Genomic DNA, 12,443 nt, shown 5'->3' with positions numbered 1-12,443 from the left:
CAAATGGCTGATTTAGATGACATCAAAGACGGCAAGGATTTTGGCATCGGCACGCCGCAGCAGAATGTGCCGTACACCCTGAAGGGCTGCGGCTCGCTGGACTGGGGAATGCAGTCGAGGCTTGCGCGCATCTTCAACCCACAGAGCAACCGCACGGTGATGCTGGCCTTTGACCACGGCTACTTTCAGGGGCCGACCACCGGCCTTGAGCGTATCGATCTCTCCATCGCGCCGCTGTTTGGTGAAACCGACGTGCTGATGTGCACCCGCGGCATCCTCAGGAGCCAGGTGCCAGCTGCGACGAACAAACCGGTAGTGCTGCGCGCCTCCGGCGGTAACTCGATTCTGGGCGAGCTTTCCAACGAGTGCGTGGCGGTGGCGATGGAGGATGCGCTGCGCCTGAACGTCTGCGCGGTGGCGGCGCAGGTGTATATCGGAAGCCCGTTTGAGCATCAGTCGATCAACAACATCATCAAGCTGGTGGATGCGGGGGCGCGCTACGGCATGCCGACGCTGGCGGTGACGGGCGTGGGGAAAGAGATGGCGCGTGACGCGCGCTATTTCTCGCTTGCCAGCCGCATCGCCGCCGAAATGGGAGCGCAGTTCGTCAAAACCTACTACGTGGACGAGGGCTTTGAAAAAGTGACCGCCAGCTGCCCGGTGCCGATTGTTATCGCCGGGGGCAAAAAGCTGCCGGAGCACGAGGCGCTGGAGATGTGCTGGCGGGCGATTGACCAGGGCGCATCCGGCGTGGACATGGGGCGCAACATCTTCCAGTCCAGCGCGCCACTCGCCATGCTGAAGGCGGTGAAGAAAGTCGTTCACGAGAACATGAGCGCCCAGGAGGCGTTCCAGTTCTGGCAGGAAGAGAAACAGGGAGAAGCAAAATGAACGTGACGCTGGTGGAGATTAATATTAAACCCGAGCGGGTGGACGAGTTTCTGGAGGTATTTCGCGCCAACCACGAGGGGGCCATCAAGGAGCCGGGAAACCTGCGCTTTGATGTCTTGCAGGACCCGCGGGTGAAAACCCGCTTCTTTATCTACGAAGCCTATAAAGACGAAGCGGCGGTGCTGGCGCATAAGCAAACGCCACACTATCTGGCGTGCGTGGATAAGCTTGAAGAGCTGATGTCAGAGCCGCGCAAAAAACGCTGTTTTGTGGGGTTGTTGCCGGAGTAGCGGCTTTGCCCGGTGGCGCTGCGCTTACCGGGCCTACGGGGGATGGTGCGGTGTTTGCCCGGTGGCGCTGCGCTTACCGGGCCTACGGGGGCGAGATGGTGCGGTATTTGCCCGGTGGCGCTGCGCTTACCGGGCCTACGGGGGCGAGATGGTGCGGTATTTGCCCGGTGGCGCTAACGCTTACCGGGCCTACGGGTACGGGGGGTGTTGATTTTGTAGGCCGGGTAAGCGAAGCGCCACCCGGCGTTGTTCACGCCAGCTCCAGCAACTGAATACGCGCCGTCGCGCCCGGCATCAGCTTTTGCAGATTGCTCACCAGCTCATCGCCAGCTTCCTGTAATGCCGCCAGCGGCATCGACGGCAGGCTTTCGAGAATAAACCACATGGATTGCGCCTGGCTGTCCAGACGCGTGCGTACCCCCTGTCGCCAGTTCCAGCGGCGGCAGGTGACGCCGAGATCGTCACGCCAGATAACTTCGCCTGGCTCCGGATTTTCTACAACCGGCTCACCTTCTTTAAAGGTATCAAACGGCTCGCTGCCGTCGGCCAGCGTCAGGCGCGGCGCTCCCGAGTAAGCCGCCAGATTTTCTCCCCCTACCGGAATAGCGTAGCGGATACTGATGGCATTATAGACATCCACCACCGGGTCGAGCGGCGGCAGCGAACCGTCTCTCATCACGCGCTTGCGCAGGGCCGAGGCCGAGCAGGGCGTACGTTTGGGTTTTGCACCAAAGGCTTTAAACACCTCATCCCAGGCGGCGAGATGATTTTCTGCCCAGGGCACATCATCATTGAGCATCTGCTGGCAGGCCTGCGCCAGCGCAGCGGGCGCAACCTCCGGTTGGGTAATCGGGGCAGCTTCAACCAGAATGCTCAGCGCCCGAAAGCCGGGCGCGATCCCGACAAGTCGCGAATCTATTGACGGTGTTAGAAGAGACATAAATAATCCTGTATTGACTGTTTTATACCATGGTAGTGACCAATGACTGATAAAGTCAATATAATGACCGATGCGGGCGCCGATGTTGCCCAGGTAAGCCTGGCCGTGGCGAACCGTATCCGCAGCTGGCGGAAAGAGAAAAAGCTGTCGCTGGACGAGCTTTCCCGCCGCGCCAGCGTCAGCAAAGGCATGCTGGTGGAGATCGAAAAAGGGGCTGCCAACCCCAGCATTGCCATTCTGTGCAAACTGGCCGCCGCGCTTGGCGTCTCGGTGGCAGACATCGTTAACGTCTCCAGCGAGCCGCAGGTACACATTATTCAGGAAGAGGCGATCCCGGTTCTGTGGCAGGGCGCACAGGGCGGTTATGCCAGATTGCTGGCAGGCACCGCAGGCCCCGACATGATTGAGCTGTGGCAGTGGGAGATGCATCCGGGAGAGACTTTCACCTCTCCGGGACATCCGGCGGGAACGTTTGAGCTGCTGCACGTGAACGAAGGCGTATTAACCCTGACGGTGGACGAGACGGTGGTACAGGTTAATGCTGGCGCGTCGGCGGTAGCGAAAACGGAAGCGGCGCACGGCTATGCCAATGAGGGAGAAAAAGTGCTGCGCTTTACCATGACGGTAGCGGAGTTTCACCGCTAGTGTCGGTCCGCTGCCAGGATACCCCCGCGAGCAATTATTTCACCGTGCGGGCGATCGAGGGCAATATCCGCCCCTCGTCGCTCAGCGACTGCCAGGTGAGCTGGCACCTGGCAGTCCCTTTACACCAGTCCGTTTGTCGCTGGCTCAGAGGGGCGACAACGCCGGCTTTATCCACCCGCGTTCCGTTAACGGAAAGCTGATACAGCGTAACGTAATAAGGCGACGGGTTTTCAACCGTCAGCCCGTCGGCGGTCAGCTGCCAGCGTAGCTGACGATAGGCCAGCGCCGGTTCGCCCTGAAGCCCCTCCGGGCGATAGATAAACTTCATGCTGGAACGTACCGCCATCTGAACGTTATCGCTGTGACGCTGGCTGGCCGGAATGGAGGCAATGCTTAGCGTGAAAAGCGTTTCGCGATCGGCAGGAAGCGGCGCATCGGCGCGAAACAGACGGATCTTATTCTCACGTCCGGGCTGTAGTGCAAAAAGTGGCGGCGTCGCGGTAAACCACGCGGTGGCCGCTTCGGGGGGCTGCTGCGCCCCCGGCCATCGGCCGCCGCGATAAATTTTTGTGCCAATCAGATACGGCAGCGAGGACTTATTGCGCACGGTGACGCTGATAGCGCGCTGATCCTGAGGATAAACAAACCGCGTGCCGCCAATCACCACCCCGGCCTGAGTGGGCAAGAGCCAGAAAGACGCGGCGGTCAGCAGGGCTATCCCCGCTTTTTTCAGCAGGCTGGCCTCACGCATAGGTCAGCACAAAGGTGGCGGCAGCGTTAGCCACCCCCGGCGTAACGGCGTTCGTCACGGCGAGGTAGCGGGCGTAAAAATGCAGCGCCAGGGTGGTCTGGTCATTGCTTAGCGCGAACGGCAGGCTTTCATCCCCCATGGCGATCAGCGATTTATCAGGATTATAGAGGCCGATAGCCACGCCGGTTGCATAGTCCGGCCCGCCGGTCAGGGCCAGCAGATCGCTATTGTTACCGTCCGGCGTGCCTTCAAAATGGGTGCTGACGGCGGATAACCCGGCGCCGCAGGCTTCAAGGTTAATAGTGAACGGCTCATAGGGCGTTTCGTTTTTTTGCCCGGCCAGCTGGCGGGCCGCCACATCATGCATCTCCACTATCAGCTGTTCCGAGCCGGGGGAGACAATACAGGTTTTGCCTTTCACCACGCCGGTAATATAGACCGTGCCGTCATGGGCGAGCGTCTTGCCTGACAACAGCAGCGCGCAACAGATAAATAACCTGTTCAGGATCGTCATTCTGTCTCCTTACTGGTAAAGCAGATCGAAATACATCACGGCGGTGGCGTTGCCGGTGGTGACCGTCGGCAGCGTAGATTTATAGCGCAGGAAGAAGGTCAGCGTGTTATCGCCCGGCAGCAGGGGATATAGCGGCGACTCGGTATTATTGATCGGGACAGACGCCCGCGCGCTGTCGAGCAGCTCGACTGCCAGTCCGGTCGCCATCATGTGCTGCGTCCCTTTTCCCGTATCTGATAAGGCAAGCAGCTTGGGATCGTTGGCGTCCGCGTCGCCGGTAAACCAGACGGTCGTGCCGCCGATTGCGCGGGTGCAGTTTTTGAGCGTGATGGCAAACTGCTTTTCCGGTGTCGTGGCGCCCACGCGCGGAAATTCCTCTGTCGTAAATTCACCCAGGTCGATCGTTTGCTCTGCGCTGTTAGTATCGACGTTACAGGATTCCCCAACGATGGTGCCGATAAACTGCACGTTAAAGCTTGTGTCGTCAGCCTTCACCAGCGGCGGGTTTAACAGGGCCACGCTCAGCCATACGGTGTTTTTCCATGAAATGGTCATTACGCTTCCTCAGGCGAAATCAATGCGTAACAGCGCCAGCGCCCTGAAGACGCCCAGCTCTGGCGACTGCCCGGTGGTGCTGATGGGGTAGGCTTGCAGCGTCACGTCCGCGCGTCCGGACGTATCCGTGGTAAAGGGGACGCTGCTTGAGAACACGTTTGGCCGCAGGATCTCGCCCTGCGGGCTGGTCACGACGACGGCCACGTCCGGGTTATCCGTCGCCAGCGCGTTGGCGAAACGAGCGTCTGCCGTCCCCTGTACCCGCAGGGTGAGCTGCGCCGGTGAGTTGACATCAGCGTTGCATTCGATCGGCACGGTAAAGGTTTTTGGCGCTACGCTGTCGGGTCGCTGTCCGGCCTGGGTGAAATCGCCGTGGTAGAGTGCCCCAAAATCGACGGTGACGGTTTGCCCGGCGTTAATCACGCAGTTTTGCGGGACGGTTATTACGCCGCTGTAGGTGATCTGATAAACGATTACGGTGGGCCGGTCATTTTCCGTCGTGGTGACATAGACGTTAAACATCAGTTTCGGCGGGATCACGACCGAGCCGATGAACGGCCTGACAATCTGTATTTTGAAGGTCAGATTGCTGTCGTTCACCGGGAAGACGCCGCCCGTATCCACCTCTTCGTGCCCCCCCATGTGGACATACTCCACCGGCGGATAAAAATCGCCGATGGTGGCATCATGGATTTTCATCGCACCGATAATATAATCCGGATCAAGCTGTAAATATTTCCACTCGCCTTCCGTTTTGACCACGGGGAAAGGTGAGATATAGGTACGATAGGTGCGCTTCTCCCAGTTGCCTGGGGGACAGGTGGCGTTGACGTGGATATCCTGGGTTCGGTTCAGCTCTGTACCGTTGCCCTTGATGTTTTGATCCGTGGTGAGCGTGGTGGTCAGATCGTAATTCACCATGGAAATTCCGCCGTTAGCGTTTTTGCACGTTGCGGCCAGGCTGCTCAGCGAAAAAAGTAGCCCAGCGGCAGAGAGAAGCATCATCCTTAATTTCATTTATGAACACTCCATGGTGATCCGCAGCAGCGGCTGTTTGCTTTCAGGTAAGTGGTAGTTGGCCGTACAGCGCTTATCCGCCCCTTCTCCCCATTGCGCCTTCAACACTCCCTTTTGGCTCAGGCCGGAGAGGTAGGTTTCGCCTTCTTCGCCTACGATGGTGTCGCTGCCGTTATCGTCGCGGGAAACCATGGCGCCAAACGGCACCGGCTTGCCGTGGTAGCGCAGCGTTACCAGCGCGCGTGCGCCCAGGCGGGCGTTAAACGTGGCGCGCACAATGGCGCCATGGGTCGGCACCACGCTGGTGACGGCATCATCGATATCCATGGCGTCTGAGAGGGAGTTAATGTCCAGCGCCATCCTGTTCAGATGGTATGCCGAGGCGTAAGGCACCACCGCATAGCCGCGTCCGTCGGTATGGATACCGGGTTCATTCTCGACGCTGACGTCCGCCGCGCCCGGTACGGCAATCAGCACGTTGGTATCACCCAGTGGCTGGCTTAAGGTGATGCCGTTGCGGTGGGCTACCACGCCTCCGCTCAGGCCGTAGGTCACTTCCCGATAATCGCCGTTATCGCTGTAGTTGTAGCCCAGGCTGGCGTTGCCGTAGGCGGCATCGTATTCCAGACTGGCGGAACCTTGCGAGCCAGCCCCCTGGCTGGCATAACCTTCCTGCACGCTGTAGTTAAGGTTGTTCTCCGCCAGCAGCGTGCCGTTAATCCCCGCGTTCTGAGATGTTTCTCCATGTTTATTGGCGCTCATGCCGTAGGTGGCATAGGCGTAGTTCCGCTTCTGACTGACGTCATTGGCAGGTGAAAGCCACTGGTTAAGCGGGAAGGAAAGGTTAATCGCATAAATCTCATCGCTATCCGACATGCCCGGCGATTTGTTGTAGTTGTAGGTCAGGCTGTATGAGATCCCGGCCCAGGTACCGCTGTATCCCACCTGGACGAGCGTGTTTTTGTCGTCCGTGTGCCAGTAGCTCTGCTGGCTTCCGGTCACGAACAGCGAGCCGAGCCCGCCTAGCTGCTGCGAAATATTGAATTGAAGCTTGCCGCGTTTAGTCCAGTTGAGGTTGTAGTAGTCCAGCCAGTTCGTGGCCTCATTCGCGTCATCCTGCTCCGCATCGCCCGTATAGCCCTGCATATGTGTGTAGGTTGTCTCATCCAGGTTATAGAACCCGGACGTGGAGTAGCGGTAGCCCAGCAGCTGGAAGTTCGTACCCATCTTGTTGAGGGATTTGGCATACAGGAAACGAAGAGACTGCCCCGTATGGCTGGTGTCGTCGGCCAGCGTACTGCGCGCGTGGGTAACGTCGAGAGAGACGGCGCCAAAGTTGCCCATATTGAGGCCAGCGCCAAGAGCCAGCGCGTGATAATCGCCGGAAAGCTGTGAGCCGCCATAGACGGTTACGCCCTGCGGTAGCCCCCAAATCAGCGTGCCCTGGGCAAAATTCACCTCGTCCTGCTGACCGTTATTGCTGCGGTACTGTGCCGCCGTCAGGGCATACTTCACCCGCCCTTCGCGCTGGAGGAGCGGTACGGCGGAGTAAGGAACGGAATAGCGGGAGATACTGCCGTCCGTCTCCTTCACTTCCACCGTGAGGTCGCCGCTGGAGGAGGTTGGGAAGAGATCGTTAATGGCGAAGGCGCCGGGCGGAACGTAGCTCTGGTAAAGACTATAGCCGTTCTGCTTGATGGTGACCTGCGCGTTGCTTTTGGCAATCCCGCGAATGGTGGGCGCAAAGCCTTTCATGCTGTCTGGCAGCATGTTGTCGTCCGAGGCGATCTGCGCGCCGCGAAAGGGAAGGCTGTCGAAAATTTCCGACGAGGTATAGCTATCGCCCACCGTCAGTCTGCCCTTTAGCGGAATCACCGTCCGCTCAAGATAGGTGTTGATATGTTCCCATTCGCTATGGCGGTTCTCGTCGCTGTTATAGTAGTTCCACGTCGAGTAGTCCCGCAGACGCCACGCACCAAGATTCACCCCGCTGTTCAGGCCGAGGAAATAGCTTTTGTGGGGTGTGCCGTTTTCGCTGCGATCGCGGCTGTATGAGCCGCTAAAGTTATAGTTCAGCAGCAGAGCGTTAATACCTTCATCCCACTGCTCTGGCGGGATATAGCCGCGCGCGTTGTTGCGTAATGCGGCCTGCGGAATGCTGATTTCCAGACGCTGCTGTTCGAAATTAAAGAGAGTGGCAGCGGCCGGAATAATGGCGGCAATGTCCACGCAGCTGTCGGCTTTCGCGGCGGCCAGCGCCGGGAATGCCTGAACGTTGACGCCCAGGTTTTCATACGCTTTGGGCGTCAGGCAGGCCATTAGCCCCGTGTCGTCGCCCTGTACGGCTCCGTCCGTTACGGTTCTGGCGATAAAGTTGATATCGCGGGTGGTGACAAATGTTCCATTCAGCCAGAGATCCACGCGATAGACGCCCGGCGCCTGGCCATTTGTTGAAAAACGGGAGAGATCCGCCACGGCGGAAGGATCGCTCGACAAAAATGCCGGGTTAAAAAAATACTCCGCGCGCACGGTGATGGACGAAAGGAGTCCCGCAATCGTCAACGCCAGCGGCGTTAGCGACGCTCTGACGAGCGCGTAAAATCTTCGTGGCTGAACACGCTTCATGTCTTCCCTTACCTGCGAGGCTTTTAATGACAAAACGTCATACGTAACGCCGTATACGACTTATTTCGCGCATGACTGAACGGGCGTGTTGGCACCAAAGTCATTAACGGTCTGAAACCTCACGCTGCCAGTGCCGCCACCGGGGATCTCCACCACCAGGTTATTTTTGGGCGCTACCATGTTATTTGCCAGTTGCGTGCTGCCGACGAAAAACTGAACCAACGAAACGTAATAAGGCGATGGATTGGTAATAGTGACATTTCCATTGGTGACTGAGCAGGTTAATGTTTTGGGCGCATCAATAGAGAGCGACGGCAATTTTTTCGGCCGGATAAAAAGTTTAATAACGCTCTGGGTGGCAATTTGTAGCGTATTACCGGAAAGCTTATTTTTCTCGACGGAAGGTATGGCTTTGCTGTTCAGATAAAAAACGCTTTCACGATCGACAGGCAGATCGGGGCCCACGTACATAATACGCAGGGTATTCTCTTTTTTAGGATGGATAACAAACAGCGGCGGCGTAATGACAAAATCCGCTGATTTTGCCCCTTCGGCGTTGGACACCCAGCTCTGAATTAAAAAAGTGGTATTCGTTGAAGAGTTAATAATGGCTAATGAAGCCTGCTTATCACCCTGGGGATAAATCACCCGGGTTCCCCCGAGCGCGATACCGCCTGCGCTGGCAGAACCGGCCACCCCCATCGCGAACAGAGCCGTTAGCGCGCCAGCTATCAGACGAGTCAGTTTACAGCGTGATGTAATGATACGCATTGTTCCCTCAGTTTCTCATGTGTCAGGCTTCTTGCCTGTGAGTCAGTTATTGGTAAAAAACGATGAACCAGACCTGCGCGTTCGCGGTACCAGCGTTGACGCTATCTTCGGTGGCGCGATACCTGGCGATATAGCTCAGCCGGTTTTCACCGTCCTGCAAAGGTCTGTACCAGGGGGGCGCGGTGTCTGGCTTTACCAGGTTCCCCATCGCATCGAATAGACCGATACCAATCCCGGTGGCGGCGCCAGGCCCATAGCCCGCGCGAAAAACCTGGGGATCGTTGCCGTCAGACTCGCCGCTAAACAGCACCCCGGCGCGCTGGCTTACGCTGGTGTCGCATGCTTCCAGCGTGATGAAGAAGGGTACCGGTTTGGCCCAGTCACCGGCGGCGATGAACTGGCTATTGCGTACCTGTCCCATATGCACGATTTGATCCTGGGAATCCATGCTGACGGAACAGGCCGCATTGACGACCTGACCCTGAAAGGTCACGCTTCCATCGTCCTTTGCCGCGGCTGGCAATACGGCAAAAAGCGCAGTGCCGGCTATCAGCAGCGCCCGATTTATGGATTGCTGCATTGCGAACTCTCTAACGCTTGCCGGACAACGCTTCTCCGCCCGCAGGCGAAGAAGCGAGATCGGCTAACGAATCAGGAATAAACCATCTGGAACGTTGCGACGGAGGAGACGTTGCCCGGCTCGGCCGCGCCTGTGGCCACGTAATCCACGCTCAGCGGGATGATGTTTTCGCCGTTGATCAGCTTAACGTTGGAGGAGGTATCGCCAATGTTCAGCGCCTGGCCGTCCGGCCCGAACAGTTGCAGCGCAACGTTTTTGGCCGAGCCTGCGCCAGCGGTGTTCGCCAGGCTGCCTTCTACAGCAGGGTCCTGCTGGCCGTTAAAGATCACGGCGGCATTCTGGCTAACGGTGGCGTCGCAATCTTCCAGAATGATTTTAAAATCTTCTTTCTGGTTGGCCTGCATGCCGACCGTTGTCAGCTTGACGGTACGCACCTGGCTCAGGGTAACGGTCTGGTCTACGGAGTCAGCCGCGACGGAACAGGCGGCGTTTACCACCTGGCCGACAAAGTTGACGGTCCCGCCGGAAACGGTAACGGTATCGGCCTGCGCATTAATTGCCATGCCACCAGCCAGCGCGCCGGCAACAGCCATTGCTATAACTTGCTTTTTCATACAAATCCTTTTTAGATAAACATCATGCTGTCAATTGAAATAATATATTCACAATGTCACGTGAATCTTTTTTCGAGGCAGTGGTATAGGATATGTTTTTAGATTAATATATTATTTTTACCCAAGGCGTTGTTACTGGTTTTATATCATCCGCCACTGCGCTGATGAATGAGGGGATTCTACGGATTAAATAATATTATATCAATGTGATAATGGGTTGATGTTTTATTAGTTTTACTAAATATAAAATTAACTCATAATTTATTTGTTTGAATGATATTGCACGCCGTCAGAACTGCATTTCTATTCGTTGGTCGGTTTTATTAATGTCTGCGATGAATGTCATCGTGGTTTTGTTAATAATGCAAGACGTTACGGCTGTCATTATTCGGACATGCGTTGGGAATGCGTTGGTGTTATTATCCGGCTGCTTTTACAATCTGATATTACATAAAAGATATTTTAAATTTATATGATGAACCGTGTTTGCACTTATGCACATTATTCCTCAGTCTGACTGCATAAAGAAATCCCTGGCGTATCCCAGGGATTTCTTTGCATATCGCCCTGATACTGCTAAAAGGGCAGGAAAAATAAATGTTCAGGCGGATGTTACGGCAATACGTAATGCCGCCAGCGCCTTACGCGCCGCCTTCAGCACTTGCTCACACTGCTCAATGGTAAGCGTCAACGGTGGCTCAATGCGGATGGTTTTCGAGTTGTTAAGCGTTCCCGCCACCAGTACCCGCTGGCGGAACATCTCGCTTGCGAAGCTATAACCGGTTTCGTTATCAACGAACTCAATCGCCATCAGCATCCCTTTCCCGCGCGCATCCTGTACCAGATCCGGATATTCCCGGCCCAACTGACGGAAGCCGTCCAGCAGCATGTCGCCTTTCTGCTCCGCTTGCGCGGGCAGGTTTTGCTCCAGCAGGACGTTGATGGTGGCCAGCGCCGCCGCACAGGCCAGCGGGTTACCGCCAAAGGTGGTGGTATGTAAGAACGGGTTATCGAACAGCACCGAGAAGACCTCCTCAGTGGCGACCGTTGCGCCAATCGGCATCACGCCGCCACCGAGCGCTTTCGCCAGGCACAGAATGTCCGGCTGAACGTTCTCGTGCTCGCAGGCGAACATCTTGCCGGTGCGCCCCATCCCGGTCTGCACTTCGTCGAAGATCAGCAGCGCGCCAAACTCATCGCACAGCTGACGCACGGCGGGCAGATAGCCCTGCGGCGGGAGGATCACGCCGCCTTCACCCTGAATCGGCTCCAGGATCACCGCCGCCACGTCGTCGCCGGTTTTACGGCATTCACTCAGCACGATGCGCATGGCGTTGATGTCGCCAAACGGCACGTGGCGGAAGCCCGGCAGCAGCGGCATAAACGGCTTGCGGAAGGTAGATTTAGCGGTCGCCGACAGAGCGCCCAGGGATTTCCCGTGGAACGCGCCGCTGGTGGCGATAAAGGTAAATTTCCCGCGCGGTGACTGGTACGCCTTAGCGAGCTTGAGCGCCGCTTCGACCGATTCGGTGCCGCTGTTGCTGAAGAAGCTGTATTTCAGCTTACCGGGCGTTAAGGCTGCCAGCGTTTTCGCGAGCATGGCGCGAAGCGGATCGAGCAGTTCCTGGCTATGGAGAGGTTGTTTCGCAAGTTGATTCTGTACGGCGGAAACCACAACTGGATTACGGTGCCCCACGTTGAAAATACCAAAACCCCCCAGGCAATCGATAAACTCCTGTCCCTGGGTGTCGACAAGCGTATTCTGACTGCCCGCTTGCCACTCTACGGCTCCGTAATCCCCGCCGGCGGTAACAGATTTGCGATACTCCAGAAAACCTGGATTCACATGCTCCTTAAAGTAATCAATGACCTCACGGTTAAGTTGTTTCATCTCCTCATGATCAAGCGTTCGCTTCTCAATGAGATTCAGTGCGTGCGCGGTACAGGCAAGAGCCGAGGCGCTGGAAGGTAACCTGTTCAAAATATGCTCCCGGGGATCGCGTATCACATGATACTGAGTTAAGTATTGCAGGGATTACGCCACCTCAGATGCCTTAACAAAAATCGGGATAAACGCCAGGTGAAATCAAAGTTGCACAATATTTAATCATGCCATCGCGCGCCGCACGGGATAAGGGATAACGAGCCGGGGATGGGGTGTCGTCAATTGCACTGCTCCAGGGCAGGGAATGCGCCTTAAGTGTGCACCGGGGTATCATGCTTTGTAGGTAGTTTCATGCCGAAAGTATT

The 12,443-nt window shown here is 56.7% G+C and carries 13 protein-coding genes; 3 read left to right on the top strand and 10 right to left on the bottom strand.

The genetic code is table 11. The features are described from left to right. The first annotated feature begins 3 nt into the window (after positions 1-3). Together lsrF and lsrG are read left to right on the top strand one after the other, a co-directional pair. Positions 4-891, top strand: a complete 888-nt coding sequence (gene lsrF, locus FZF21_RS18845) for a 3-hydroxy-5-phosphonooxypentane-2,4-dione thiolase (RefSeq protein WP_047738216.1) — start codon at positions 4-6, stop codon at positions 889-891. Beyond that, a complete protein-coding gene (gene lsrG, locus FZF21_RS18840) occupies positions 888-1,181 on the top strand; it encodes a (4S)-4-hydroxy-5-phosphonooxypentane-2,3-dione isomerase (RefSeq protein WP_023295476.1) in 294 nt (97 codons plus the stop codon). The genes lsrF and lsrG overlap by 4 nt, the downstream gene beginning before the upstream one ends. Before the next feature lie 250 nt (positions 1,182-1,431). Here the strand turns inward: lsrG and FZF21_RS18835 are convergent, their stop codons facing one another. Further along, a complete protein-coding gene (locus FZF21_RS18835; protein ID WP_017382414.1) occupies positions 1,432-2,121 on the bottom strand; it encodes a B3/4 domain-containing protein in 690 nt (229 codons plus the stop codon). A gap of 42 nt (positions 2,122-2,163) precedes the next feature. On the opposite strand from FZF21_RS18835, the gene FZF21_RS18830 reads away from it, so the two are divergent. Further along, the gene (locus FZF21_RS18830) at positions 2,164-2,766 is read left to right on the top strand and encodes a helix-turn-helix domain-containing protein (RefSeq protein ID WP_045141801.1); all 603 of its coding nucleotides are present in this window, start codon (positions 2,164-2,166) and stop codon (positions 2,764-2,766) included. Between the two features lie 34 nt (positions 2,767-2,800). On the opposite strand, the gene FZF21_RS18825 is transcribed toward FZF21_RS18830, so the two are convergent. The 9 genes from FZF21_RS18825 to ygjG form a co-directional block, all read right to left on the bottom strand. Then, positions 2,801-3,517: a fimbria/pilus periplasmic chaperone gene (locus FZF21_RS18825; protein ID WP_047738217.1), complete on the bottom strand. Its 717-nt coding sequence runs from the start codon at positions 3,515-3,517 to the stop codon at positions 2,801-2,803. Beyond that, positions 3,510-4,031 carry a fimbrial protein gene (locus FZF21_RS18820; protein WP_047738219.1) on the bottom strand — a complete coding sequence of 174 codons (522 nt, stop codon included), beginning with the start codon at positions 4,029-4,031 and terminating at the stop codon, positions 3,510-3,512. Before FZF21_RS18820 ends, FZF21_RS18825 begins: the two co-directional genes overlap by 8 nt. A gap of 9 nt (positions 4,032-4,040) precedes the next feature. Then, positions 4,041-4,586, bottom strand: a complete 546-nt coding sequence (locus tag FZF21_RS18815; RefSeq protein WP_032649605.1) for a fimbrial protein — start codon at positions 4,584-4,586, stop codon at positions 4,041-4,043. Between the two features lie 9 nt (positions 4,587-4,595). Continuing rightward, positions 4,596-5,603 (bottom strand): fimbrial protein, encoded by a 1,008-nt coding sequence (locus FZF21_RS18810; protein ID WP_017382409.1) that lies wholly within the window; start codon positions 5,601-5,603, stop codon positions 4,596-4,598. Continuing rightward, positions 5,604-8,228 carry a fimbrial biogenesis usher protein gene (locus tag FZF21_RS18805; protein ID WP_047738221.1) on the bottom strand — a complete coding sequence of 875 codons (2,625 nt, stop codon included), beginning with the start codon at positions 8,226-8,228 and terminating at the stop codon, positions 5,604-5,606. 60 nt (positions 8,229-8,288) lie between these two features. Continuing rightward, complete coding sequence (locus FZF21_RS18800) at positions 8,289-8,999, bottom strand: fimbria/pilus periplasmic chaperone (RefSeq protein ID WP_149121175.1); 711 nt, start codon at positions 8,997-8,999, stop codon at positions 8,289-8,291. Positions 9,000-9,045: 46 nt separating this feature from the next. Next, complete coding sequence (locus FZF21_RS18795; RefSeq protein WP_017382406.1) at positions 9,046-9,579, bottom strand: fimbrial protein; 534 nt, start codon at positions 9,577-9,579, stop codon at positions 9,046-9,048. Between the two features lie 71 nt (positions 9,580-9,650). Continuing rightward, on the bottom strand, positions 9,651-10,193 hold the full coding sequence (locus FZF21_RS18790; RefSeq protein WP_149121176.1) for a fimbrial protein BcfA: 543 nt from the start codon (positions 10,191-10,193) through the stop codon (positions 9,651-9,653). Between the two features lie 601 nt (positions 10,194-10,794). Further along, positions 10,795-12,174 (bottom strand): putrescine aminotransferase, encoded by a 1,380-nt coding sequence (gene ygjG / locus FZF21_RS18785; protein ID WP_167497067.1) that lies wholly within the window; start codon positions 12,172-12,174, stop codon positions 10,795-10,797. Between the last annotated feature and the right edge of the window lie 269 nt (positions 12,175-12,443).

Origin of the sequence: Enterobacter sp. LU1 (genome assembly GCF_008271405.2) — a bacterium.
GTDB classification, from domain to species: Bacteria; Pseudomonadota; Gammaproteobacteria; order Enterobacterales; family Enterobacteriaceae; genus Enterobacter; species Enterobacter hormaechei_C.
This window is presented reverse-complemented; position numbering and strand designations above follow the sequence as displayed.

What these genes read in the sequence shown, in the direction of transcription:
- lsrF (WP_047738216.1), top strand. Translation starts at nt 4, where the DNA reads ATGGCTGATTTAGATGACATCAAAGACGGCAAGGATTTTGGCATCGGC.
- lsrG (WP_023295476.1), top strand. Translation starts at nt 888, where the DNA reads ATGAACGTGACGCTGGTGGAGATTAATATTAAACCCGAGCGGGTGGAC.
- FZF21_RS18835 (WP_017382414.1), bottom strand. Translation starts at nt 2,121, where the DNA reads ATGTCTCTTCTAACACCGTCAATAGATTCGCGACTTGTCGGGATCGCG.
- FZF21_RS18830 (WP_045141801.1), top strand. Translation starts at nt 2,164, where the DNA reads ATGACTGATAAAGTCAATATAATGACCGATGCGGGCGCCGATGTTGCC.
- FZF21_RS18825 (WP_047738217.1), bottom strand. Translation starts at nt 3,517, where the DNA reads ATGCGTGAGGCCAGCCTGCTGAAAAAAGCGGGGATAGCCCTGCTGACC.
- FZF21_RS18820 (WP_047738219.1), bottom strand. Translation starts at nt 4,031, where the DNA reads ATGACGATCCTGAACAGGTTATTTATCTGTTGCGCGCTGCTGTTGTCA.
- FZF21_RS18815 (WP_032649605.1), bottom strand. Translation starts at nt 4,586, where the DNA reads ATGACCATTTCATGGAAAAACACCGTATGGCTGAGCGTGGCCCTGTTA.
- FZF21_RS18810 (WP_017382409.1), bottom strand. Translation starts at nt 5,603, where the DNA reads ATGAAATTAAGGATGATGCTTCTCTCTGCCGCTGGGCTACTTTTTTCG.
- FZF21_RS18805 (WP_047738221.1), bottom strand. Translation starts at nt 8,228, where the DNA reads ATGAAGCGTGTTCAGCCACGAAGATTTTACGCGCTCGTCAGAGCGTCG.
- FZF21_RS18800 (WP_149121175.1), bottom strand. Translation starts at nt 8,999, where the DNA reads ATGCGTATCATTACATCACGCTGTAAACTGACTCGTCTGATAGCTGGC.
- FZF21_RS18795 (WP_017382406.1), bottom strand. Translation starts at nt 9,579, where the DNA reads ATGCAGCAATCCATAAATCGGGCGCTGCTGATAGCCGGCACTGCGCTT.
- FZF21_RS18790 (WP_149121176.1), bottom strand. Translation starts at nt 10,193, where the DNA reads ATGAAAAAGCAAGTTATAGCAATGGCTGTTGCCGGCGCGCTGGCTGGT.